This is a genomic window from Cellulomonas sp., from assembly GCF_036279715.1.
In the GTDB taxonomy this organism is placed as follows: domain Bacteria; phylum Actinomycetota; class Actinomycetes; order Actinomycetales; family Cellulomonadaceae; genus Cellulomonas_A.
In genome coordinates this window covers 43,779-67,572 of the sequence record NZ_DASUIR010000076.1, presented here as the reverse complement: position 1 = coordinate 67,572, position 23,794 = coordinate 43,779, and the positions used below count along the sequence as shown (strand labels likewise).

18 protein-coding genes are annotated in these 23,794 nt (G+C 73.4%); 7 read left to right on the top strand and 11 right to left on the bottom strand.

Translation table 11 applies throughout. The annotated features are described in order from the left end of the window. The 3 genes from VFW79_RS08130 to tmk form a co-directional block, all read right to left on the bottom strand. Window positions 1-1,251, bottom strand: a 1,251-nt coding sequence (locus VFW79_RS08130; RefSeq protein WP_329676804.1) for an alpha/beta fold hydrolase, incomplete at its 3' end; no start/stop codon positions are given. Window positions 1,252-1,321: 70 nt separating this feature from the next. Next, a complete protein-coding gene (locus tag VFW79_RS08125; RefSeq protein WP_329676803.1) occupies window positions 1,322-2,467 on the bottom strand; it encodes a DNA polymerase III subunit delta' in 1,146 nt (381 codons plus the stop codon). Beyond that, window positions 2,464-3,138: a dTMP kinase gene (tmk, locus tag VFW79_RS08120; RefSeq protein WP_329676802.1), complete on the bottom strand. Its 675-nt coding sequence runs from the start codon at window positions 3,136-3,138 to the stop codon at window positions 2,464-2,466. Before tmk ends, VFW79_RS08125 begins: the two co-directional genes overlap by 4 nt. A 138-nt stretch (window positions 3,139-3,276) precedes the next feature. On the opposite strand from tmk, the gene VFW79_RS08115 reads away from it, so the two are divergent. Then, window positions 3,277-5,031, top strand: coding sequence for a GAF domain-containing SpoIIE family protein phosphatase (locus VFW79_RS08115; protein WP_329676801.1), 1,755 nt, complete (start codon window positions 3,277-3,279; stop codon window positions 5,029-5,031). A gap of 25 nt (window positions 5,032-5,056) precedes the next feature. Here the strand turns inward: VFW79_RS08115 and VFW79_RS08110 are convergent, their stop codons facing one another. From VFW79_RS08110 to VFW79_RS08095, 4 genes are all read right to left on the bottom strand, one after another. After that, window positions 5,057-6,061, bottom strand: a complete 1,005-nt coding sequence (locus tag VFW79_RS08110; protein WP_329676800.1) for a Gfo/Idh/MocA family oxidoreductase — start codon at window positions 6,059-6,061, stop codon at window positions 5,057-5,059. 44 nt (window positions 6,062-6,105) lie between these two features. Continuing rightward, the gene (gene topA, locus VFW79_RS08105; protein WP_329676799.1) at window positions 6,106-8,913 is read right to left on the bottom strand and encodes a type I DNA topoisomerase; all 2,808 of its coding nucleotides are present in this window, start codon (window positions 8,911-8,913) and stop codon (window positions 6,106-6,108) included. A gap of 126 nt (window positions 8,914-9,039) precedes the next feature. Next, complete coding sequence (locus tag VFW79_RS08100) at window positions 9,040-9,996, bottom strand: phosphatase PAP2 family protein (protein ID WP_329676798.1); 957 nt, start codon at window positions 9,994-9,996, stop codon at window positions 9,040-9,042. A 59-nt stretch (window positions 9,997-10,055) separates the two neighbouring features. Then, window positions 10,056-10,430 (bottom strand): hypothetical protein, encoded by a 375-nt coding sequence (locus VFW79_RS08095; protein WP_329676797.1) that lies wholly within the window; start codon window positions 10,428-10,430, stop codon window positions 10,056-10,058. Between the two features lie 179 nt (window positions 10,431-10,609). On the opposite strand from VFW79_RS08095, the gene VFW79_RS08090 reads away from it, so the two are divergent. The 4 genes from VFW79_RS08090 (at window position 10,610) to VFW79_RS08075 (ending at window position 16,376) form a co-directional block, all read left to right on the top strand. Beyond that, on the top strand, window positions 10,610-11,359 hold the full coding sequence (locus VFW79_RS08090) for a response regulator transcription factor (RefSeq protein ID WP_329676796.1): 750 nt from the start codon (window positions 10,610-10,612) through the stop codon (window positions 11,357-11,359). Window positions 11,360-11,364: 5 nt separating this feature from the next. Then, entirely contained in the window at window positions 11,365-12,936 is a 1,572-nt protein-coding gene (locus VFW79_RS08085) for a HAMP domain-containing sensor histidine kinase (protein WP_329676795.1), read from the top strand. 108 nt (window positions 12,937-13,044) lie between these two features. Continuing rightward, window positions 13,045-14,352, top strand: coding sequence for a bifunctional glycosyltransferase family 2/GtrA family protein (locus tag VFW79_RS08080; RefSeq protein ID WP_329676794.1), 1,308 nt, complete (start codon window positions 13,045-13,047; stop codon window positions 14,350-14,352). Next, window positions 14,349-16,376 carry an ArnT family glycosyltransferase gene (locus VFW79_RS08075; protein ID WP_329676793.1) on the top strand — a complete coding sequence of 676 codons (2,028 nt, stop codon included), beginning with the start codon at window positions 14,349-14,351 and terminating at the stop codon, window positions 16,374-16,376. The genes VFW79_RS08080 and VFW79_RS08075 overlap by 4 nt, the downstream gene beginning before the upstream one ends. Window positions 16,377-16,485: 109 nt before the next feature. Here VFW79_RS08075 and VFW79_RS08070 read toward each other — a convergent pair whose 3' ends face one another. Then, entirely contained in the window at window positions 16,486-17,271 is a 786-nt protein-coding gene (locus VFW79_RS08070; protein ID WP_329676792.1) for a hypothetical protein, read from the bottom strand. 164 nt (window positions 17,272-17,435) lie between these two features. Between VFW79_RS08070 and radA the strand changes: the two genes are divergently transcribed. Together radA and disA are read left to right on the top strand one after the other, a co-directional pair. Further along, window positions 17,436-18,878, top strand: coding sequence for a DNA repair protein RadA (gene radA, locus VFW79_RS08065; RefSeq protein WP_329676809.1), 1,443 nt, complete (start codon window positions 17,436-17,438; stop codon window positions 18,876-18,878). A 153-nt stretch (window positions 18,879-19,031) separates the two neighbouring features. Further along, entirely contained in the window at window positions 19,032-20,114 is a 1,083-nt protein-coding gene (gene disA / locus VFW79_RS08060; RefSeq protein WP_329676791.1) for a DNA integrity scanning diadenylate cyclase DisA, read from the top strand. A 39-nt stretch (window positions 20,115-20,153) separates the two neighbouring features. Here disA and nrdG read toward each other — a convergent pair whose 3' ends face one another. The 3 genes from nrdG to VFW79_RS08045 all read right to left on the bottom strand — a co-directional run bounded on the left by nrdG (window position 20,154) and on the right by VFW79_RS08045 (window position 23,731). Beyond that, complete coding sequence (gene nrdG / locus VFW79_RS08055; RefSeq protein WP_329676790.1) at window positions 20,154-20,756, bottom strand: anaerobic ribonucleoside-triphosphate reductase activating protein; 603 nt, start codon at window positions 20,754-20,756, stop codon at window positions 20,154-20,156. A gap of 9 nt (window positions 20,757-20,765) precedes the next feature. Then, window positions 20,766-23,003, bottom strand: a complete 2,238-nt coding sequence (nrdD, locus tag VFW79_RS08050) for an anaerobic ribonucleoside-triphosphate reductase (RefSeq protein WP_329676789.1) — start codon at window positions 23,001-23,003, stop codon at window positions 20,766-20,768. Between the two features lie 131 nt (window positions 23,004-23,134). Next, window positions 23,135-23,731 (bottom strand): hypothetical protein, encoded by a 597-nt coding sequence (locus VFW79_RS08045; RefSeq protein WP_329676788.1) that lies wholly within the window; start codon window positions 23,729-23,731, stop codon window positions 23,135-23,137. Between the last annotated feature and the right edge of the window lie 63 nt (window positions 23,732-23,794).

Below are 23,794 nucleotides of genomic sequence, written 5' to 3'. Positions count from 1 at the left end.
GTCCGCCGACGGCTGGTCGTCGAGGCACCCGATGGCCCAGAACGCCTCGGTCGAGTTGTTCGCGTACGTGCCGTCGGGCGAGCGCTCGTAGTAGGTGTCGGCGAGGCTCAGCAGGCCCGAGCCGTCGTCGGACTGCAACGCCTTGGTGAGGGCGGCGGTCAGGTACGTCCAGTAGCTGCTCGAGTACAGCGGCAGGGCGATCCCGGTGAACGCGAGGCTGCCCGTCAGGCGCCGCCCGGCCTGGTCCGTGGTCAGCGGCTTCGCCCGGGCGTGGTCGAGCAGGTTCTTGATCTGCGCCAGGCCCTCGTCGACCGATCCGGTCAACGGACACCCCTTGCCCGCCTGGCAGTCGGTGACGTAGGCGCGCAGCGCCGACTCGAAGCCCTTGGCCTGGCCGATCGCCGTCTCGTCGTACGTGAGCGTCGGGTCGAGCGCGCCGTCGAGCACGAGGCGCCCGACGCGCTCGGGGAACAGCGCCGCGTACGTCGCGCCGAGCTGCGTGCCGTAGGAGTAGCCGAGGTAGGTGAGCTTGTCGTCGCCGAGCGCGGCCCGCAGGACGTCCATGTCCTTGGCGGCACTCACCGTGTCGACGTGACCGAGCAGGGGGCCGGTGTTCGCGAGGCAGGCCGCCCCGAAGTCGGCGTACGTCTGCTCGACGGCGGCGATCCCGGCCGGCGTCGAGTAGTCGGGGTCGGCCGACACGATCGAGTCGAGAGTCGTGGCACCCGCGCACGTCACGGGCGCGGACCGGGACACCCCGCGGGGGTCGAAGCCGACGACGTCGTACTTCGCCAGGACGCTCGGGCTGATCCGCTCGAGGGCGACCGACTCGAGCGCATCGACGCCTGATGCGCCCGGACCGCCGGGGTTGACGAGGAGCGAGCCGACGGACGTGCCGCCCGTCGCCCGCTGGCGCTCGAGCGCGAGCTGGATCACGTCGCCGTCGGGGGCGGACCAGTCGACCGGGACGGTGGCCTTGGCGCACTCGAACTTGCCGCATGTCGTCCAGTCGAGCTGCTGGCCGTAGAAGCGCTCGAGCCCGGCGGGCGTGGTGCTCGAGCCCGCCGACGACGCCGCCGCGCCCGTCGGCACCTCCGTCTGATGCTTGCCGGTCGAGCACCCCGCGGCGACGAGAGCGACGACGGCCATGAGGCTCGCCGCGCGGAGCAGGCCGCGACGGCGACCGACGCGCGCGGCGCTCGACGGACCGACGGCGCGGGAGGTGGCAGAGGCAGGCGGGGCGAACGGCACGCGACCAGGGTAGAGGGGTTCGCTGTGCCGGGTCGCGGTGTTCCGTGAGCCGTGCGGCTCCGGTGCTCCGTCAGCCCTGCGGCCGCAGCGCGATGGTCATGGCCTCGACGGCCAGCAGCGGCGCGACGTTCCCGGCGATCCGGGTGCGCGCCTCACCGATCGCGTCCATGCGGCGCACCGTCTGCTCGGGCGTGCTCGACGCCGCGAGGGCCCGCACCGACTCCTCGTGCTCGACGTTCACCAGCTCGACGCCCGCATCGAGCTGGACGACGAGCACGTCGCGGTACAGCGAGAGCAGGTCGAGCATCGCGCGGTCGAGCACGTCGCGCTGAGCGCGGGTGGCTCGCCGCTTCTGGTCGCTCTCGAGGTCGCGGACCTGGGCGCGCAGCGCGGGCGGGATCGTCGCGGCACCCTCGGCGCCCATCGAGCGCAGCAGCACCGAGCGCTCCTCGGCGTCGCGCTGCTCGGTCGCCGCCTTCGCGTCGGCCTGCGCCGTCGCGACCAGGTCGCCGGCCGCGAGGACCGCGTCACCGACCCCGCGCACGCGCGGCGGGATCGACAGCACCGTCGCGCGACGGGCCCGGGCCTGCGGGTCGCGGGCCAGCCGACGCGCGATCCCGACGTGGCTCTGCGCCGCACGGGCGGCGACGGCGGCGACGGCCGGGTCGATCCCGTCGCGCTCGACGAGCAGCGCCGCGACCGCGTCCACGGGGGGCACACGCAGCGCCACGGCACGGCTGCGCGACCTCAACGTCACGAGCACGTCCTGCGGGCTCGGCGCGCACAGCACCCACACCGTGCGCGGCGGCGGCTCCTCGATCGCCTTGAGCAGCACGTTGCCGCTCGTCTCGTTGAGCCGGTCCGCGTCCTCGACGATGATCACGCGCCACCGGCCCGACGACGGCGAGCGCTGCGCGAGCTCGACGAGGGGCCGAGCGGTGTCGGCACGGATGACCACGCCCTCGGTCGCCACGACGGTCACGTCGGGGTGCAGCCCCTGCAGCACCGTCACGCACGCGTGGCAGCGACCGCAGCCGCCGGTCTCGCACTGCAGCGCGGCCGCGAACGCGCGCGCCGCGGTCGACCGACCCGATCCCGGCGGGCCGGTGACGAGCCAGGCGTGCGTCATCCGCGTCGGGTCCTCGACCGCCCCGCGCAGCACCTCGACCGCGGGCTCCTGCCCGACGAGCTCGGCCCACACGCCGTCGGGCCTCATGCCGATGCCTCCGCGAGCAGCGGGGCGACGCGCGCGCGGACGTCCGCGGCGATCTCCTCGACCCCGCGCGACGCGTCAAGCACGAGCCACCGGCCGGGGTCCGCGGCGGCCCGGGCCAGGAAGGCCTCGCGGGTGCGGCGGTGGAACGCGCTCCCGGCGCGCTCGAGGCGGTCGGGGTCGCCCGTGAGACGCGTGCGGCCCGACTCCGGGTCCAGGTCGAGCAGCACCGTGAGCCGCGGGAGCAGGCCGTGCGTCGCCCACAGCGACAGCTTCTCGACCTCGTCGGCCCCGAGGTCCCGGCCGCCGCCCTGGTAGGCGACCGACGAGTCGAGGTAGCGGTCCGTGATGACGACCGCGCCGCGCTCGAGCGCGGGCCGGACGACCGATGCGACGTGGTGCGCGCGGTCCGCCGCGTACAGGAGCGCCTCGGCGCGCGGGTCGACGTGGTCTCCGTGCAGGAGCGCATCCCGCAGCGCCAGGCCGAGCGCGGTGCCGCCCGGCTCGCGCGTGAGCACCACCTCGCGGCCGAGGCTCCGGACCCATTCCCCGAGGCGGCCGACCTGCGTGGACTTGCCTGCGCCGTCACCGCCCTCGAACGACACGAACAGTCCCCGGGCGTCGGCGTCGGCGTCGGTTCGCCGCACGGGCTCCTCGGGCACGGTCGCAGTCACGAGCGTCAGGGTATCCGTCGGCGCCGACGCGCCCCGCCGCAGCCGAGCTGCGCGACCGGCGAACTCACCCGCCCCCGGAACGCGCCGGCCCGGACACCTGTCAGACTGGCTCACGGCCACACGCCCGAAGGACGGTTCATGACGGTTCTGCACCCCGACGAGGCACTCCCGACCTCGTGGATGCTCCCTGCGCGGCCCGACGCCGCGTTCGACCGCCTCGCGCAGATCGCCCAGCGTCATCTCGGCGTCCCGCTCGTCCTCGTGGCCCTCGTGTCGCGGTCGGGCCAGATCTACCCCGGCGCTGCCGGCCTCCCCGCGGAGCTCGACGCCGACCGGTTCAGCCCGCTCACCGACTCGTTCTGCCGGCACGTCGTCGCATCCCGCTCGATGCTCGTCATCGAGGAGGTGCGCCGCGCGGAGCTGCTCGCGGACGGTCCGGCGAACGGCACCCTCGGCATCGTCGCGTACGCGGGCTTCCCGCTGGTCGACGAGACCGGCACCGTGGTCGGGGCGCTGGCCGCGGTCGACCACGAGCCACGCGTCTGGGACGAGCGCGAGCTGGCGCTGCTCCGGGACATCGCCGACTCGTGCAGCTCGGAGCTCCGGCTGCGGGGTGAGCGCGAGCAGGTGCGCCAGGCGCACAGTCGGGCCACGAGGGCCGCCCGCCAGGCGGGTGTGCTGCTCCTCATGAGCGATGCGTTCCACGACGCACTGACGATCGAGGACGTCGCGCGCACGGTGGCCGGTGTCGCCGAGTCCGGGCTGGGCACCTCACGGACCTGGATCTCGATCGTCGACCACTCCGGCCGGAGCCTCACGCACGTGCGGACCACTCCCGACGCCGACGCCGACGTCGACCGGGAACGCGTGCGGATCGACGAGGACACCCCGACGTGCCACGTCGCGCGCACGCGTGAGTCGCTGTTCTTCGCCGACCACGCCGAGATGATCGCCGCGTTCCCCGCGCTGCGGGCGACGGCTCCCCCGGACGGGGGCGCGGTCGCGGTGCTCCCGCTCGTCGCGGGCCATCGCCTCGACGGCGTGCTCACGCTCGCGTGGGATGCGCCCCGCGACTTCGCGACGGACAACCGGGCCCTGAAGAACGCGCTCGCGGCGTACACCGCGCAGGCGCTCGAACGCGCCCAGCTCTTCGCCGAGCGCCGCGACGTCGCCCGCACGCTTCAGGAGGCGATGCTGACGGCGCTCCCCCAGCCGCCGCAGCTGCGCCTCGTCGCCCACTACCTGCCCGCCGGCCGAGCCGACGCGGTGGGTGGCGACTGGTACGACGCGATCGTCCTGCCCGACGACGCCGTCGCGGTGATGGTCGGCGACGTGACAGGCCACGACATGGATGCCGCGGCCCGCATGGGCCAGCTCCGCTCGAGCCTGCGGACGCTCGCCTGGGACCGACCCGACCAGCCCTCGGCGTGGCTCCAGCGCCTCGACCGGACGAACGAGGACATCGGGCTCCGGAGCGTCGCGACGGTCCTCGCAGGGCGCTGCGACGTCGACCCGGCGGGCGACGGCCAGCTGTTCACGTGGTCGAGCGCCGGCCACCCTGCGCCGATCCTCATCCGTCCGGGTGAGGGCGCTCGCGTCCTCGACCGACCGAACGACCTGATCATCGGCATCGCGCCCGACACCGAGCGGCACGACCACTCCCAGGCCCTGCAGGTCGGCGACGTGGTCCTGCTCTACACCGACGGCCTCGTCGAGCGGAGGGACGAGTCGCTCGTGGTGAGCGTCGCGACCCTGGCCGAGGCCGCGGGCGCGCTCCAGGGCGCGCCGCCCGACGAGCTCGTCACGACGCTCGCGCGACGCGTCGTCACCGACGTCCCCGGCGACGACGTGGTGCTGCTCGCGATCCAGGTGCTCGCGCCCGCGCGCACCTGACCGCGGCGATCGTCGTCGACGCGCGTCACTCCCCGGGGTACGCGAGACCGATCTGCGCGCGGACCTCGTCGAGCGTGCGCATGACCTCGACGGTGTTCGCCCACGTGAGCCGTGGGCTCTCGGTGTCGCCCGCGGCGACGCGACGCGCCACCTCGGCCGCCTGGAACTGCAGACCGCGCGGGCCGGGCTGGTCGAACGTCCACACCCGACCGTCGGCCCGCTGCACGCGGAACGACGTCGGCCTGTAGAAGTCGCCGGCGACCGTCACGAAGCCCTCGGTCCCGGAGATCGAGGCCGTCGTGGGCGTCGTGGCCCACAGGGTCGTGGAGAGCGTGGCCTGCGCGCGCTCACCGTACGACAGGACGATCGACACCTGACCGTCCACACCCGTCTCGGTGAGTGCGCCGGTCGCGTGGATCGCGTCGGGCACCCCGAGGAAGTCGTGCGCGAACGACACCGGGTAGACGCCGAGGTCGAGCAGGGCTCCGCCGGCGAGCGCCGGGTCGAACAGCCGGCTCTTGGGGTTGAACGCGAACTGATGGCCGTGGTCGGCGGACAGGTTGACGATCTCGCCGATCTCGCCCGCATCGATGATCTGGTGCAGCGCGGCGACGTGCGGCAGGAACCGGGTCCACATCGCCTCCATGACGAAGACGCCCGCCGCCCTCGCAGCGGCGAAGACATCCTCGGCCTCGCCGGCGTTGCGCGTGAACGACTTCTCGACGAGCACGTGCTTGCCTGCCGCGATCGCGAGGAGCGCGTGCTCGCGGTGCTCCGAGTGGGGCGTCGCGACGTACACCGCGTCGACCTGCGGGTCCTCGACGAGGTCCCGGTAGCCGACGTGCGTCGTCGGGATGCCGTGCGCCGTCGCGAACCGCTCGGAGCGGTCGCGGTTGCGCGAGCCGACCGCGACGAGCTGCGCGCGGGTGTGCGCGTTGACCGCGTCGGCGAACTCGCCGGCGATGTAGCCGGCGCCCAGGATGCCCCAGCGCAGGGGCGGTGCAGTACGTGGGTCCTCGATGCGTGCCATGCGACCCAACCTACTGCGGAGTCGTGCGACGAGAGCGCGTCCGGTCAGGCCTTGGCCGCGCGAGCCTTGGCCGGGGCCTTGCGCGGCGCGGCCGCCTTGCGGACCGGGGCCTTCTTCTTGACCGGGCCCCGCGCACGCTTCTCGGCGAGCAGCTCGGCCGCACGCTCGGGCGTGATCGTCTCGACCGCGTCCTCCTTGCGCAGCGTCGCGTTCGTCTCGCCGTCGGTCACGTAGGCACCGAAGCGTCCCTCCTTGAGGACGACCGGCTTCTTCGAGACGGGGTCCTCCCCGAGCTCACGCAGCGGAGCGGTGGCGGTGGCACCCCGTCCGCGCTTGGGCTGCGCGTAGATCGCGAGGGCCTCCTCGAGGGTGACGTCGAACATCGCCTCCTCGGTCGGCAGCGTGCGCGAGTCCGTGCCTCGCTTCAGGTACGGGCCGTAGCGGCCGTTCTGCGCCGTGATCTCGACGCCCGTCTCGGGGTCGGTGCCGACCACGCGCGGCAGCGACAGGAGCCGCAGGGCGTCGTCGAGCGTGAGCGTCTGGAGCTGCATCGACTTGAGCAGCGAGCCCGTGCGCGGCTTGGCTGCTGCCGCGAGCGCGCGCTTCTTGGCCGCGGCGCTCAGGGCCGGGTCGAGCTCCGGCTCGGGGAGCACCTCGGTGACGTACGGGCCGTAGCGACCGTTGCGCGCGACGATCGGCGTGCCCGTCACGGGGTCCTCGCCGAGCACGATGTCACCCTCGGGCTGGGTCTCGAGGAGCTCGCGGGCCTTGGTGACCGTGAGCTCGTCGGGCGCGAGGTCCTCGGGGACCGACGCACGACGCGGCGTGCCGACCTCGGCACCGACCGCCTGGACGCCCGTCTCCTCGATGTACGGGCCGTACCGGCCGACGCGCAGCGTGATGCCGTCCCCGATGTCGATCGAGTTGACCTCGCGCGCGTCGATGTCGCCGAGGTTCGCCACGAGGTCCCGCAGACCCAGGCCTTCGACCTTGGCCGCGTCGGCACCGAAGTAGAACTCCGTCAGCCACTCGACCCGGTCGCGGTCGCCCGCGGCGATCTCGTCGAGGTCCTGCTCCATCTCGGCAGTGAAGTCGTAGTCGACGAGCGACCCGAAGTTCTCCTCGAGCAGGCGCGTCACCGCGAACGCGAGCCAGCTCGGCACGAGCGCCTGCCCGCGGCCCGTCACGTACCCGCGGTCCTGGATCACCGAGATGGTCGCCGCGTACGTCGACGGCCGCCCGATGCCGCGCTCCTCGAGCGCCTTGACGAGGCTCGCCTCCGTGTACCGCGGCGGGGGGGAGGTCCGGTGGCCGTCGGCCGTGAGGTCGGCGGCTGCGAGCGCGTCGCCCTCGGCCATCTGCGGCAGCCGGGACTCGCGCTCCTCGGACCTGTCGTCGCCCTTCGACCCGGCGGCGGGCTCCTCGTAGCGGTCGGCGTCCCGACCCTCCTCGTACGCCGCCATGAAGCCGCGGAACGTGATGACCGTGCCCGACGCCGCGAACACCGCGTCGAGGTCCCGGTCACCGAGCGGCGACCCGGAGGCCGCAGGCGTCGAGAGCCGTGCGGTCGCCGCGAGGCGGACCGACGCGGTCGACCCACGCGAGTCGGCCATCTGCGAGGCGACGGTGCGCTTCCAGATCAGCTCGTAGAGCCGGAACTGGTCCCCCGACAGCTCGCGGGCCACCTGGGCCGGCGTGCGGAAGTGGTCACCCGCGGGACGGATGGCCTCGTGGGCCTCCTGCGCGCTCTTGGACTTGCTCGCGTAGACGCGGGGCTTGTCCGGGACGTACTCGGCGCCGTACAGCTCGGCTGCCTGGCGGCGCGCGGCGTCGATCGCCTGCGCGCTCAGCACGGGCGAGTCGGTCCGCATGTAGGTGATGTAGCCGTTCTCGTACAGCGACTGCGCGGTGCGCATCGTCTGTCGCGAGCCGAGGCGAAGCTTGCGGCCGGCCTCCTGCTGGAGCGTCGAGGTGGTGAACGGCGCGGCGGGCTTGCGTGAGTACGGCTTGGTCTCGAGGCTGCGCACCGTGAACTCGGCGCCGTCGAGCCCAGCGACCAGGGCCGTCGCGCTCACCTCGTCGAGGTGGCGCACGTCGGCGCCCGTGAGCACGCCGCGGTCGTCGAAGTCGCGGCCCGACGCCACGCGCTTGCCGTCGACCTGGACGAGCTTGGCGCCGAACGTGCCGCGGGCGGCGTCGTCGGGCACCTCGGTGCGCGCGAAGGTCCCGGCGACGTCCCAGTACTCGGCGGCGCGGAACGCCATGCGCTCCCGCTCCCGCTCGACGACCATCCGGGTGGCGACCGACTGGACGCGGCCGGCGGACAGGCCCTGGCGGACCTTGCGCCACAGCACGGGCGACACCTCGTAGCCGTAGAGGCGGTCAAGGATGCGGCGCGTCTCCTGGGCGTCGACCATGCGCGTGTCGAGCTCGCGGGTGTTCTCGAGCGCCCGCTGGATCGCCTCGCGGGTGATCTCGTGGAAGACCATCCGCTTGACCGGCACCTTGGGCTTGAGCTCCTGGAGCAGGTGCCACGCGATGGCCTCGCCCTCGCGGTCCTCATCGGTCGCGAGGAAGAGCTCGTCGGAGTCCTTCAGGAGCCGCTTGAGCTCCGAGACCTTCTTCTTCTTGTCCGCGTCGACGACGTAGTACGGCGCGAAGCCGTTGTCGACGTCGACCGCGAACTTGCCGAACGGGCCCTTCTTCATGTCGGCGGGCAGCTCGCTCGGCTGTGCCAGGTCGCGGATGTGCCCGACGCTCGCCTCGACGTCGTACCCCTCGCCGAGATACCCGGCGATCGTGCGCGCCTTCGCGGGCGACTCCACGATGACCAGCTTGCGACCTGCGGACATGCGTTTCCTGCTTCCTCGTCTGCGTGGGACCCGGCTCGCCGGCAGGGCTCCCCGTGCGGCGGGTCGGTCCCGACCGTCCTCATGGGACCTCGGACGATGCCGCCGGGGCGACTCTACGACCCTTCGTCAAGCCGCTCCGACGCGCGCCGTCGTCACGTGACGCAGAACGAGGAGGATCGCGAAGCCCAGGGCGCTGGCCGCGACGACCCCGCACGCGCCCCCGGCGTAGGCCGTCAACAGCTCCGAGCGAGAGCTCAGCGGACCCGGCGACGTCCAGGACCGGTGCAGGGTGAGCGTCGCCGGGACCAGCGCCACGAGCGCCACAAGAAGGAGGAGGACCTCGCCCGTCCGCGTGCCCGACGAGCGTCGTCCGGCACCCGTCGCGAGCGCGAGCTGGGCCGTCGCGGTGGTCGGCGCGCCGGTCGCGCTGCGCCTCACGGGACCGGGTCGCCACGCCACGAGCGCGCACGCGACACCGCTCCAGCAGAGCACGACGAGGATCGCCGCGATGACGTCGCTCGGGCGGTGCCACTGCCCGACGAGCGTCGAGACCCCGGTGGCCGCCGTGTACAGACCGCCGAACACCGCAGCCCACGGACGGACGCGGGGCGGGACGACGAGGACGACCACGGCCGCGACGGAGGCGGCGGCGGTCGTGTGGCCGCTCGGCAGGGTGTTGAATCCCGGCCCCGGGATCCCGAGGTCGGGTCGGTCGATGACGCCGACCTTGAGCACGCGGGTCGTGAGGTTGGCCCCGGCCATCAGCACGGCGACCTGGGCGGCGAGCATCCAGCGCCGCCGCAGGACCGCGACGAGCACCGCGGCGAGCACCACGACCACGATGAACCAGATCGACACGACCGACAGGATCGGCTCGGCGACGTGCCACAGCCGGTTCTGCCCGTACCGGGCGCCCTGGAGCGTCGCCCGCTCGACGCGCTGACCGGCCCACGTGTCGACGAAGATGCGCCAGGCGAGCCACACGCCGACCGCGGAGCTCGCGGCGACAACGATCCCGGGCGCGATGGCGCCGTGGACCGATCGGGCGCCCCGGGGCTGGTCTGCTGCCTCTGCGCGTGTCACCGACCAACCGTAGCGAGGCGGCGCACCCGCCCGGGTCGCCGAGGTCCCCGGCAGTGAGCTCAGGGGACCGACGTCGGCATGAGGACCGTGTGCGGGCCGGCTGCCGCGAGCTGGGCGAGCGACGCCGGGTCGGCGTGCACGCAGACGAGCGCTCCCCCGGCCGCTTCGAGCCGACGGGCCGCCTCGTCGACGACGATCGCCGCGTCGACGCTGCGCAGCTGGGCCGCCGAGAGGTCGAGGACGACCATCGACGCGCACGTCGACAGCGCGTCGAGCAGGGCCCGCAGACGGCCGGCGTCGGTGCACGTGAACACCCCGGCCGGCCGCACCGTCGCGGTGAACCAGGCGGTCCCCGGAGCTCCGGACCCCCCGCCTTGCGCGGGCCGCTGGGCGGAGCCGTCGATCCCGGGTTCCAGTGCGAGCGTCGCTGTCATGACCGTTCCTCTCGTCGACACCGTGATGCGACCACCGCGACCGGCGGCCACCACCGACGCAACGCCCGGTGGCTGTGCGTCGTCTGGGACCACACCCCCGGATCGCTGTGAACGATGACCACAGGGTTTTCACAGGAACCCGTCAGAGGGCACTCAGCCAGCGCGCGCACGATGCTCGCATGACCACCACGGCAACCCAGCGCGACCACCTCTTGCGCGTCGACGGCTCGCCCGTCCGAGCCCTCGTCGTCGACGACGAGCCCACCCTCGCCGAGCTCCTCTCGACCGCGCTGCGCTACGAGGGCTGGCACGTCGAGCACGCCCTCACGGGCCAGTCCGCGATCCGGCTCGCGAAGTCGTTCGACCCGGACGTGATCCTGCTCGACATCATGCTCCCGGACCTCTCGGGCCTCGAGGTGATGCGACGCGTCCGCGCGACCGCCCCGACCGTCCCCGTGCTGTTCCTGACCGCCAAGGACGCCGTCGAGGACCGCGTCGCGGGCCTGACCGCTGGCGGCGACGACTACGTGACCAAGCCGTTCAGCCTCGAGGAGGTCGTGGCGCGCCTGCGGGCGCTGCTGCGTCGTGCGGGCGCGGTCAACGAGCGCGAGGAGGCCGTGCTGCGCGTCGGCGACCTGGTGATGGACGAGGACAGCCACGAGGTCTCCCGGGCCGGCACGGACATCCACCTGACCGCGACCGAGTTCGAGCTGCTCCGCTACTTCATGCGCAACCCCAAGCGCGTGCTGTCCAAGGCCCAGATCCTCGACCGTGTGTGGCAGTACGACTTCGGCGGCCAGGCCAACATCGTCGAGCTGTACGTGTCCTACCTGCGCCGCAAGATCGACGCGGGCCGCTCGCCGATGATCCACACCCTGCGCGGTGTCGGCTACGTGCTGAAGCCCGGCGAGGTCGCGTCGGCCACGTGACTGCCATGACCGGGCGCAGCCCCCGCATGCGCTGGACGCTGCGCCGCCGCATCGTCGCCGTCCTGATCCTTCTGCTTGCTGCGTTCGCCGGGACGATGGGTGTCGTCTCGACGCTCGCCCTGCGCGGCTCGCTCATCGGGCAGCTCGACACCCGGCTCGTGTCCGCGAGCGAGCGCGCCGCCCACGCCCCGACGCGCGCCGAGCTCACGGGCACCGCGGGACTGCCGACAACGCCCGTCCCCACCGCGAGCCCCACGCGGCCCTTCGGCCTGCGGGGTCCGGGGCAGGACGTCGGGACCATCAACCTCGACGTCACCGACGGTGTGGTCATCGCCGGGTACCTCAAGGACAACGGGGACTTCCAGCGGTTGACGGACGCCCAGGCCACGACGCTCGCCGCGACACCCGCCGACGGCATCCCGCGGACCGTCACGATCGACGGGCTCGGCAGCTACCGCGTGATCGGCGCGACCGGCACCGCCGGGTCCCTCGTGGTCACGGGTCTGCCGACCGCCACCGCGACGGCGACCGTCGCGAAGTACGTCGCCGTCGAGATCGCCGTGGCCGTCGTCGGCCTCGCGCTCGCGGGCCTTGCCGGCACGGTCCTCGTGCGCCGCGAGCTGCGCCCGCTCAACCGGGTCGCCGCGACCGCGACGCGCGTCGCCGAGCTCCCGCTCGACCGCGGCGAGGTCCTGCTCGCCGAGCGCGTGCCCGAGGAGGACACGGACCCCGGCACCGAGGTCGGGCAGGTCGGCGCGGCGCTCAACCAGATGCTCGGTCACATCGAGCAGGCCCTCGCGGCCCGGCACGAGTCCGAGACCCAGGTGCGCCAGTTCGTCGCGGACGCGAGCCACGAGCTGCGGACCCCGCTCGCCTCGATCCGCGGCTACGCCGAGCTCGTGCGCCGACTGCCCGAGCCCGTCCCCGACACCGCCGTGCACGCCATGGCACGCGTCGAGTCCGAGACCAAGCGCATGACCGGTCTCGTCGAGGACATGCTGCTGCTCGCCCGGCTCGACGCGGGCCGGGACCTCGACCGGGTCGAGGTCGACGTCTCGTCGCTCGCGGTCGACGCCGTCGCCGATGCGCACGCCGCCGGTCCCGACCACGTGTGGCGCCTCGAGCTGGACGGCCACGGCTCCGCCGCGAGCTCGCTGGACGAGCCCGACGAGCTCGCGTGGCCGGACGACGAGGGTTCGGTGGCCGACCACGGCTCGGCGCCAGCACTCGCCCTCGGCGACGAGGCCCGGCTCCGGCAGGTCCTCGCCAACCTCCTCACCAACGCCCGCATCCACACCCCGCCCGGCACCACCGTCGTCGTCAGCGTGGGGGCGACGCCGGACGCCGTGACCCTCCAGGTCCAGGACGACGGGCCCGGCATCCCGGAGCCGCTGCGCTCGCGCCTCTTCCAGCGGTTCACGCGCGGGGACGCGTCGCGCAACCGTGCGGCCGGGTCGTCGACCGGGCTGGGCCTGGCGATCGTGCACGCCGTCGTCACGGCGCACGGAGGCAGCATCGAGGTCGACGGGACGCCGGGGCAGACGTCGTTCACCGTGACCCTCCCCGCCGCACCCTGACCTGGGTCGCCGGCCTGCGGGGCCGCGGGGTCTCCGGCCGCGGGGGTTCATAGCCTCAGCACAGGCGCTGTCCAGGGGTTGCCGACCTTGGCAGACCACGGTGGTCGCATGGACACCACGACAGCCGGGACGCACACCGAAGCCCGCCCGGAGCTCGCCGTCAGCGCGAGCGCACCGGTCCTCGACCTCGTGATCCCGGTCTACGACGAGGCGGCGGGTCTCGAGCGCGCAGTACGCACGACGCGCGCGTACCTCGACAGCCAGCTGCCGTACTCGTCGCGGCTGACCATCGCGGACAACGCCTCGACCGACGGCACGCTCGAGATCGCGCAGCGCCTCGCGGCCGAGCTGACGGGGGTCCGCGTCGTGCACCTCGACGCGCGGGGCCGTGGCCGCGCGCTGCACACCGCCTGGCTCGCGTCGGACGCGCAGGTGTTCGCGTACATGGACGTGGATCTCTCGACCGACCTGTCCGCGTTGCTGCCACTGATCGCGCCGCTGGTCTCGGGGCACTCGCACCTCGCGATCGGCACTCGCCTGAGCCGCACGGCGCGCGTGGTGCGCGGACCCGCGCGCGAGGTCATCTCGCGGTCCTACAACCTGCTGCTCCGGGGGACCCTCGCGGCGCGCTTCTCGGACGCGCAGTGCGGGTTCAAGGCGATCCGGTCCGACGCCGCGCACGCGCTCCTGCCGCTCGTGGCCGACACCGGCTGGTTCTTCGACACCGAGCTGCTCGTCCTCGCCGAGCGGGCCGGCCTGCGCATCCACGAGGTGCCCGTCGACTGGGTCGACGACCCCGACAGCCGGGTCGACATCGTGGCGACCGCGCTCGCGGACCTGCACGGCATCGCCCGCGTCGGCCGCGACCTCGCCGCGGGGCGCCTGCCGCTCGCCGAGCTGCGCGGGCACCTGCCGCTCGTCGGCGATGCACCTCCGCCCGGGCCCGACGACGCGAGCCACGGGACCGGCGACGCGCGCACGACCCTGCTGCACCAGCTCGTGCGGTTCGCCGTCGTCGGCGTCGCCTCGACGATCGCCTACGGGATCCTGTACCTGCTCCTGCGCGGTCCGCTCGGCGCCCAGTCCGCCAACGTCACGGCGCTCCTCCTCACCGCGATCGCCAACACCGCGGCCAACCGTCGCGTCACGTTCGGGATCAGCGGACGGGACCGGGCCGCGACCCACCAGGGCCAGGGTCTCATCGTGTTCGGGCTCGCCTGGGCGCTCACGTCCGGCTCGCTCGCGCTGCTCGGCGTCGTGGCACCGACCGCCGGGCACCTCACCGAGCTCGCGGTCCTCGCCGTCGCCAACCTTGCCGCGACTGTCCTGCGCTTCGTCCTGCTGCGGCACTGGGTCTTCCGGCCCCGCCGCGCCGCCGACTCCTCGATCGACCGTGCCGAAGGGACCGTCCGATGACGACCACACCGACCACCGCCGTGCCCTGGCCCGCGAGCGCCGAGCCTGCGGCGGCCGCCGAGGCGCCCTCGACGGACGCTCCCCGCGCGCGTGCCCTCGACACCGAGACGCGCCGCGCCACGCGCCCCCGCTGGGAACGGCCGGCCGTCGTCGGCCTCCTCGTCGCCACGGCCGTCCTGTACCTGTGGGACCTGTCCGCGAGCAGCTGGGCCAACTCGTTCTACTCGGCAGCTGTGCAGGCGGGCTCGCAGTCCTGGACCGCGTTCCTGTACGGCGCGTCCGACGCGGCCGGGTCGATCACCGTCGACAAGCCGCCCGCATCCCTGTGGGTCATGGCCCTGTCCGTGCGGCTCTTCGGGCTGTCGTCGTGGGCGATCCTCGCGCCGCAGGCGCTCATGGGCGTCGCCTCCGTCGGCGCCCTCTACGCGAGCGTCCGCCGCCAGCTCTCGGCCGGTGCGGCGCTGCTCGCCGGGGCCGTCCTGGCCCTGACCCCGGTCGCCGCCCTGATGTTCCGGTTCAACAACCCCGACGCGCTCCTCGTGCTGCTGCTCGTCCTCGCGACCGCGGCCACGGTGCGCGCCGTCGAGCCGTCGACGCGGCGCCGGGCCGGCTGGATGGCGCTCGCGGGTGCGCTCGTCGGGTTCGCGTTCCTCACCAAGCAGCTCCAGGCGTTCCTCGTGCTGCCCGGCCTCGCGGCCGCCTACCTGTGGGCCGCTCCCGTCCCGCTGCGTCGCCGGGTGCGCGACGGGTTCATCGCGGTCGCGGCCATGGTGCTCGCGGGCGGCTGGTGGGTCGCGCTCGTCGAGCTCGTGCCCGCGTCGGCGCGCCCCTACATCGGCGGGTCGCAGACCAACTCGTTCCTCGAGCTCACGTTCGGCTACAACGGGTTCGGACGCCTCACGGGCGACGAGACCGGGTCGGTCGGCGGCGGCGGTCAGTCCGGCGGCTGGGGCGCGACCGGGATCACCCGGATGTTCGGCTCCGACATCGGCGGCCAGATCGCATGGCTCATCCCCGCGGCGCTCGTCCTCGGCGTGGTCGGGCTGTGGCTGCGGCGGCGGTACGCGCGCACCGACGTCGTCCGCGCGGCGCTCGTCGTGTGGGGCGCGTGGCTCGTCGTCACGATGCTCACGTTCAGCCTCATGGCCGGGATCTTCCACGCGTACTACACGGTGGCGCTCGCGCCCGCGATCGCCGCACTCGTCGGCATCGGCGCGGACCTCGTCTGGGCGCGGCGCGACCAGCCCTGGGCGCTCGGCCTGCTCGCCGGCGTGACGCTGCTGACGGGCGCCTGGTCGTACGTCCTGCTCGCGCGCAGCACCACGTGGCTCCCGTGGCTGCGCTGGGTCGTCCTCGTCGTGGCGTTCGCCGGCGCGGCCACGCTCCTCGCGGGGCGCTGGTACGGCCGCGGGACCCTGCGCGCCGGGCTCGCGCTGGCCCTCGTGGCGGGGCTCGCCGGACCGACCGCGTTCACGCTGCAGACCGTCTCGACAGGTCACTCCGGGTCGATCGTGACGGCCGGACCCGGGGTGACCGGGACGAGCGGCGGGTTCCCGGGCGGTCGGGGCGGCGGCTTCGGCGGTCCCGGCGGCGGACTGCCCGGGCCAGGGACGGGGACGCAGGCCGGCGGGCTGGGCTTCGGCGGCGGCGCGATGGGCGGCCTGCTCAACGGCTCCGAGGCGAGTGCGGCGCTGACCGCGCTGCTGCTCCGGGACGCCGACTCGTACACGTGGGTCGCCGCGACGGTCGGCGCGAACAACGCCGCCGGGTACCAGCTCGCGACCGAGCGGTCCGTCATGCCGCTCGGCGGGTTCAACGGCTCAGACCCCTCCCCGACGCTGGCCGAGTTCCAGGCCGACGTCGCGGCCGGGAAGATCCACTACTTCATCAGCGGGAGCGGGTTCGGCCGGTCGTCGGGCGGCTCGTCCGCGGCGAGCGAGATCTCGACCTGGGTCACGAGCACGTTCAGCCCGCAGACGGTCGACGGGGCGACGGTCTACGACCTGACCCAGCGGGCGAGCTGACCGCAGTCAGGACCTGACGGCGCCGTCGTCAGGTGCGACGACGATCGCCTGGTCCGTCCGGTGCGGGACGGGCCAGGCGACGGTCGGCGCTGGTGCCGCGGCGTGCCGGTCAGAGCGGGTAGGCCGCGTACACGTTGCGGAGGTCGGCGATCGGCGCGGTCGCGCGGAACACCGACGAGCCGTTCGTCCACACCGCGATGCCGGTGCCGTCGCCCGCATCGACGAGCGTGTAGGTGCCGACCTTCTGCCCTGCGGCCGTGACGTCACCGGTCGCCGGGAACCCGGCGGGAGCGGCAGCCGCGGACGCGGTCGACGAGGGGTTGGCGGTGGGCGGCGTGGCCGTCGCGGGGATCGCCGCGACGATCTGCTGCGCGTACGCAGCCGCCGCCTCCGGCGTCTCCCACTGACCGGCCGTCACGACGACCTGGGCCGTTCCGCCGTCGGAGTACGACTCGGAGTACGCCTCGATGGCTCCCGCGGCGACCCAGGTGGGCTCCGACGCGGACGTGGCCAGCGCGTACTGCAGCACGGTCGTCGGCAGCGCCGAGGCGAACGCGGTGGTGGCAGCGCGCGGGACCGGGGCGACCGTCGCCGTCGGCAGCGGCAGCAGGACCGTCGACGCGGTCGGCGCCGGCAGCACCGCGGCGTCGTCCCCGCCCTGCGAGGCGACGATCGCGATGATCCCGCCGACGATGACGACCGCTGCGGCGATGCCGCCGATGAGCAGCAGCTTCCGCCGACGCGCGTCGTCGGGCGTCGCGGGCTCGGTCACGTCGGGGGCTGCGGGCTCAAAGGCCGGCAGGGCGTGCGCGCCGCTCTCCGGCTGGCCGGCCGCCGATGCGGCCCGCGGGGGGACGCTCCAACCCTGCGGTTCGTCCGGTCCGGTGGTGCTCATGCACAGCTCCCCTGCCTGCTCGATGGTCCGCCGGGCACGCGGTGCGGCGACGACTCTCGTGGCAGCCTACTGGCCCGGGCCTGCCGAGCAGGGCGCCGATCGCACACGGCGGTCCCTGCTCCGCCGTCGTGTCGGCCCCCCGGGCTACCGTTCGCCCCGTGACGATCCCCACCGCGACCCGCCGGGCCCCGACCGGCGCCGGCCGCCCCGCACGCCCCGGCTACCGGTGCACCGAGTGCGGCTGGACCGCCTCGAAGTGGGTCGGTCGCTGTGGCGAGTGCCAGGCCTGGGGCTCCGTGGTGGAGGACGGCGGGCCGGGCGGCACCGCGCCACGCACGTCCGTGACGGCTCCGACGCGCAACCCCGCCCGCCCGATCGCCGAGATCGACGTCGAGGCGAGCCGCGCGCGCCCGACGGGTGTGGACGAGCTCGACCGGGTGCTGGGCGGCGGCCTCGTCCCCGGCGCGGTCGTGCTGCTCGCGGGTGAGCCCGGAGTGGGCAAGTCGACGCTGCTCCTCGACGTCGCGAGCCGTGTCGCGCAGGGGGCAGGGGGGCGGCCCGACGGCGCTCGCAGCAGCGGCCGCGTCCTGTACGTGACGGGTGAGGAGTCCGCAGGCCAGGTCCGGCTGCGCGCCGAACGGATCGGTGCGCTCGACCCGAACCTGCTGCTCGCCGCCGAGACCGACCTCGGCACGGTCCTCGGCCACATCGAGCAGGTCGACCCGGTGCTGCTCGTCCTCGACTCCGTCCAGACCATCGCGTCGTCCGCGGTGGACGGCACCGCGGGTGGTGTCAGCCAGGTGCGCGAGGTCGCCGCCGCCCTCATCGCGGCGGCCAAGGAGCGGGACCTCCCGGTGGTGCTCGTCGGTCACGTGACCAAGGACGGCTCGGTCGCCGGGCCGCGCACGCTCGAGCACCTCGTCGACGTGGTGTGCCAGTTCGAGGGCGACCGCCACTCGCGACTGCGCCTGCTGCGCGCCACCAAGAACCGGTACGGCCCGACCGACGAGGTCGGCTGCTTCGACCTGTCCGAGTCCGGGATCGTCGGACTCGCCGACCCGAGCGGCCTGTTCGTCTCGCACGAGCTCAACCACGTCCCGGGCACGTGCGTGACCGTGACGCTCGAGGGTCGCCGCCCGCTCGCGACCGAGGTCCAGGCGCTCGTCGCCCCGAGCATGCTCGCCAACCCTCGTCGCACGACGAGCGGGGTCGACGCGAGCCGGCTCGCGATGGTCCTCGCGGTGCTGCAGCGCCGGGTGGGCGCGCGCCTCGCCGACCAGGACGTGTACGTCTCGACCGTCGGCGGCGCGCGCGTCGTCGAGCCGTCGGCCGACCTGGCCCTCGCGCTCGCGACGGCCAGCTCGCGCGAGAACGTTGCGCTCCCCCGTGGGCTCGTCGCGCTCGGCGAGGTCGGGCTGGCCGGTGAGATCCGGCCCGTGACCGGGGTCGCCCGGCGCCTCGCCGAGGCCGCGCGACTCGGGTTCGTGCGCGCGGTCGTCCCGGCCGGATCGGTCGAGGCGGGCAGCGCTCCCGCGGGCATCGAGCTGATCGAGGTCCGTGATCTCGCGGAGGCCGTCCTGGCCACGGGCGTGGCCGGTCACCGTTGAGAGCCCGGCGCAGGGCGCCCCGACCTCGCGCGGTCCGATAGATCCTGGTTCCGCAGGTCCGAGGCTCGATCGGACCCGTTCCGTGGCCCCCGTGGCGGCGAACCGCCGGACCACATCCAGTCGGGCGTCAGCCCCTGACCGTAGGATTGCGTCGTGTCCTCCACCCCCACGCCGGACGAGCTCCTGCGGTCGACGCTCGCCGCTGTCGCGCCCGGGCAGGCGCTGCGCGACGGCCTCGAGCGGATCCTGCGCGGTCGCACCGGTGCGCTGATCGTCCTGGGCCACGACGACACGGTCGAGGCCATGAGCTCGGGCGGGTTCGTCCTCGACGTCGAGTTCTCGGCGACCCGTCTGCGCGAGCTCGCGAAGATGGACGGCGCGATCATCGTCGACCGTGAGATCTCCCGGATCCTGCGGGCCGGCGTCCAGCTGCTCCCCGACCCGACCATCGAGACCTCCGAGTCCGGCACGCGCCACCGCACCGCCGAGCGCGTCGCCAAGCAGACCGGCTACCCGGTCGTGTCCGTCTCGGCGTCGATGCGGATCGTCGCGCTCTACGTCGGCGGGCTGCGTCAGGTCGTCGAGGAGCCCGACACGATCCTGTCGCGCGCCAACCAGGCCCTCGCGACGCTCGAGCGGTACAAGTCCCGCCTCGACGAGGTCAGCGGCACGCTGTCGGCCCTCGAGATCGAGGACCTCGTGACCGTCCGGGACGTGTCGGCCGTCGTCCAGCGCCTCGAGATGGTGCGCCGCATCGCCGAGGAGATCGCGGGCTACGTCATCGAGCTCGGCAGCGACGGCCGCCTGCTCTCGCTCCAGCTCGACGAGCTGACCGGCGGCATCGCCACGGACCGCGAGCTCGTCATCCGCGACTACCTCGACTCGGCCCGCCCGGACCGCGGTGAGCACGCCGTGCAGGACGCGCTCGCCGAGCTCGACTCGACCGAGCTCCTCGACCTCGCCCACATCGCCCGCGTCCTCGGCCTCCCCGGCGGCGGCGACACGCTCGACGCCGCGGCGGGTCCCCGCGGCTACCGGCTGCTGTCCAAGGTCCCGCGCCTCCCGGCCGCGATCGTGGACCGGCTCGTCGGGCACTTCGGCGGGCTGCAGAAGCTCCTCGCGGCCGGCATCGACGAACTCATGGCCGTCGACGGTGTCGGCGAGCAGCGGGCCCGCGCGGTGCGCGAGGGCCTGTCACGGCTCGCCGAGTCGAGCATCCTCGAGCGCTACGTCTGACGCAAGCACGCACGCGACCTGCACGGGCCGGCATCGCCGCTAGATGAGCGCCCGGCGTTCGAGCTGCTCGTAGCTCTCCGTCGCATCCGTCCGGCGCTCCCATGCCACCGCCGCGCCCGCCGCCACCGACGCGGGGACGTCGAGCACCCGCTGGTTGCGGCTGCCGCGGAACTGCAGGCTCAGGTCGCGCTCAGCGAGCTCGAACGGCCCGTCGACCAGCACGTCCAGGTGCTCCAGCAGGGCGACCTTGTCGGGGGTCTCGGCCGTCAGCTGCTCGAACGTGTAGCCGGTCCAGCACCAGATGTCCTTGCTGCTGCCGAACATCTGCCGGACCCGGCGCACCAGGCGCAGGCACACGCCGGTGTTGAGGAACGGCTCGCCGCCCAGCAGCGTGAGTCCCTGGACGGACTCGTGCGCCAGGTCGGCCAGGATCTTCTCCTCGAGCGCGTCGGTGTACGGCTGCCCGTAGCGGAAGCTCCAGGCCCGTTCGTTGAAGCAGCCCTCGCACGCGAACAGGCACCCGCTGACGTACAGGCTGCACCGCACGCCCTCGCCGTCGACGAACATGAACGGCTTGTAGTCGGCGACGAACCCCTGACTGACCTTCTCGGACCGCCACTCCCCCGGGCTCGGGCTGCGCATCCCGGGTCCTCAGTCCACCGCGGGCGAGGGCGCGCTGGCGAGCTCGGTGCTGCCCTCCATGTGCTTGGCCCGCGAGGCGATCTCGGAGTGCCGCCCGTGAACCATCGGCCGGGCCTGCGGGTTCCCGAGGTAGCCGCACGTGCGCTTCACGACGTCGCACGTGCGCGGGTCCGAGTTGCCGCAGCCGGGGCAGGCGAACCCGCGCGCGGTCGGCTCGAAGTCCCCGGTGAAGCCGCACGCGTAGCAGTGGTCGATCGGCGTGTTGGTGCCCAGGTAGCCGACCCGGTCGTAGGAGTAGTCCCACACCGCCTCGAGCGCCTTCGGGTTCTGCTGCAGCACGGGGTACTCGCAGTAGTGGATGAACCCGCCCGACGTGAACGCCGGGTAGTCCTTCTCGAAGTCCAGCTTCTCGAACGGCGTCGGGCTCTTGCGCACGTCGTAGTGGAAGCTGTTGGTGTAGTAGTCCTTGTCGGTGATGTCGGCCACCGAGCCGAACTTCGCCTTGTCGAGCCGGCAGAAGCGGTCGGTCAGGCTCTCGCTCGGCGTCGAGTAGACGCTGAACTGGTAGCCGTGCTCGGCGGTCCACGACGCGGCGTGGGAGTGCAGCGCCTCGAGGATCTCCAGGGTGAATGCCTTGGCCTCGGGGTCGCCCTCCCAGGAGCCGCCGTAGAACGCGGCGGCGACCTCGTAGAGCCCGATGTAGCCGAGCGACACCGTGGCGCGCCCGCCCCGGAACAGGCTGTCGACGTCGTCGTCCGGGCCGAGCTGCTTGCCGAAGGCGCCGTGCACGTAGAGGATCGGCGCGTTGCCCGGGGTCGCCTGCTTGCACCGCTCGATCCGGTACACGAGCGCGTCGTGCACCGTCGCGAGCCGCTCGGTGAGCAGCGACCAGAACGACTCGAGGCTGCCGCGGGCCTCGAGCGCGATGCGAGGAAGGTTGAGCGTGACGACGCCCAGGTTCATGCGCCCCTCTGCGACGTCGTCGCCGTTCTCGTCCTGCCAGCCCTGGAGGAACGAGCGGCACCCCATCGGCACCTTGAAGCTCCCCGTGAGCTCGACGATCTTGTCGTAGTTGAGGACGTCGGGGTACATGCGCTTGGTGGCGCACTCGACGGCGAGCTGCTTGAGGTCGTAGTTCGGGTCGCCCGGCTCGAGGTTGAGGCCGCGGCGGACGGTGAAGATGAGCTTCGGGAAGATCGCGGTGCGCCGCTCGCCGCCGAGGCCCCCGATCCGGATCTCGAGGATGGCCCGCTGGATCTCGCGCTCGAGCCAGCCCGACCCCAGCCCGAAGCCGAGCGTGGTGAACGGCGTCTGCCCGTTCGAGGTGAACAGCGTGTTGATCTCGTACTCGAGGCTCTGCATCGCGTCGTAGATGTCCTTGCGGGTCTTCTCCTCCGCATAGGGCTGCCAGCTGGACTCGTCGGAGATCCACCGCTGGGCGTCCGCCAGGTGCTTGGCGAGGTTCTTCGCGGCGTAGGGCGCGAGCAGCTCGTCGATCCGGTTGGCCGAGCAGCCGCCGTACTGGCTCGAGGACACGTTCGCGATGATCTGCGAGATCTGCGCCGTCGCCGTCCCGATCGACCGGGGCGGGTCGACCTGGGCGTTGCCGATCCGGAAGCCCTCGGCCAGCATCGTGCCGAAGTCGATGAGGCAGCAGTTCGTCATCGGCGCATAGGGGTGGTAGTCGAGGTCGTGGTAGTGAAGGTCGCCCTTCTGGTGCGCGTTCGCCACGTGCGGCGGGAGCATCCGCAGGCCGATCGCCTTGCCGACCGCGCCGGCCGTCAGGTCCCGCTGGGTGTTGAAGACCTCGCTGTCCTTGTTCGCGTTCTCGTGGACGACCGAGGACTCCTTGTCGATCAGCTGGATGATCGAGTGGTTGATGTCCGTGGTCTTGCTCCGGGCGAAGTCCCGCTGGACGCGGTAGCTGATGTACGCCTCGGCGACGTCGTACTCGCGGCTCTCGAGCAGGATGTGCTCGACGACGTTCTGGATCTCGTAGATCTTGACCGCGTCCGTGAACCGCTCGGCGAGCTCGGCGTCGATGCGCGCGACGAGGTCGTTCAGCGCGCGGTCCGTCAGCGGCGTCAGCTTGCCGTGCACCTCGACGAAGGCCTTGGCCAGCGCGGCCCTGATCCGGGAGTGGTCGAACTCCAGCGTCCGCCCGTCGCGCTTGAGAACCGTCATCCGGCGCGGCCCGGATGCCGTCCCGGCGTCGGACCCCACCTGGTCAAGCTCGACAACAGTCACAGCAACTCCCGATCCTCACGGCCCGCTCACACAACATGTGGTGTGAATGACAACCGTGTAACACTAGATCTGGTGTCAGCAGCGACCTGGGTCCTTAGTCCCGCCTGCATCGCGACCCGCGCGTTCCGGGGTCACCCGAGCACGAACACCGCAGGCTGCGAGCTCACGCCGGCGAGCGTCAGGGTCGCCGAGTACGTCCCCTTGAGAGCCGCCGGCTGGCCACCCGGGCAGCCGGCGGCGGACCGCGTGCGCTGCCACTGCACGGTGGTCGTGTCGGGGGCGCCGGGCGCGAGCAGCAGCTCCCGGGTCAGCGCGTCGCCGGACGCGCAGTCGCGGCTCGACCAGATGCGGTCGGACCCGGACATGATGACGATCTCGCGCTGCGCCTCGCCCGCGTCGACGACGCAGCCGGCGGGGCCGTTGTTGACGAGCGTGACGGTGAGGGTCGGCAGCGCGCCGGCGAGGTACGACGCGCCGTCGGCCGCGAGGGTCAGCCCCAGCTTGTCGGCCGCGCACGGCTGGGGGCCGACGGCGGCCGCGGACGTCGTCGTCGTCGGACCGGGCGCTGCGCCCTTCGCGCCGGAGAACAGGTCGCCGACCTTCCCGGCGACGAACGGCACGACCCACACCGCGATCAGGACCACGGCGACGACCGCCGCCAGGACCACGAGGCGCCGCACCCAGTACACGCGCGCGGGCAGCGAGCCCGCCGGTCGAAGTACCCCCAACGTCTTCCTCCGATCCGCTGCATCCCCGCCCTCGCAACCTACACACCCGGTGTGCCGTCCGCC

Coding starts and splice junctions, on each gene's coding strand:
- VFW79_RS08115 (WP_329676801.1), top strand. CDS start 3,277: ATGACGGTTCTGCACCCCGACGAGGCACTCCCGACCTCGTGGATGCTC.
- VFW79_RS08090 (WP_329676796.1), top strand. CDS start 10,610: ATGACCACCACGGCAACCCAGCGCGACCACCTCTTGCGCGTCGACGGC.
- VFW79_RS08075 (WP_329676793.1), top strand. CDS start 14,349: ATGACGACCACACCGACCACCGCCGTGCCCTGGCCCGCGAGCGCCGAG.
- VFW79_RS08110 (WP_329676800.1), bottom strand. CDS start 6,061: ATGGCACGCATCGAGGACCCACGTACTGCACCGCCCCTGCGCTGGGGC.
- VFW79_RS08125 (WP_329676803.1), bottom strand. CDS start 2,467: ATGAGGCCCGACGGCGTGTGGGCCGAGCTCGTCGGGCAGGAGCCCGCG.
- topA (WP_329676799.1), bottom strand. CDS start 8,913: ATGTCCGCAGGTCGCAAGCTGGTCATCGTGGAGTCGCCCGCGAAGGCG.
- VFW79_RS08070 (WP_329676792.1), bottom strand. CDS start 17,271: ATGAGCACCACCGGACCGGACGAACCGCAGGGTTGGAGCGTCCCCCCG.
- VFW79_RS08080 (WP_329676794.1), top strand. CDS start 13,045: ATGGACACCACGACAGCCGGGACGCACACCGAAGCCCGCCCGGAGCTC.
- VFW79_RS08085 (WP_329676795.1), top strand. CDS start 11,365: ATGACCGGGCGCAGCCCCCGCATGCGCTGGACGCTGCGCCGCCGCATC.
- VFW79_RS08095 (WP_329676797.1), bottom strand. CDS start 10,430: ATGACAGCGACGCTCGCACTGGAACCCGGGATCGACGGCTCCGCCCAG.
- nrdG (WP_329676790.1), bottom strand. CDS start 20,756: ATGCGCAGCCCGAGCCCGGGGGAGTGGCGGTCCGAGAAGGTCAGTCAG.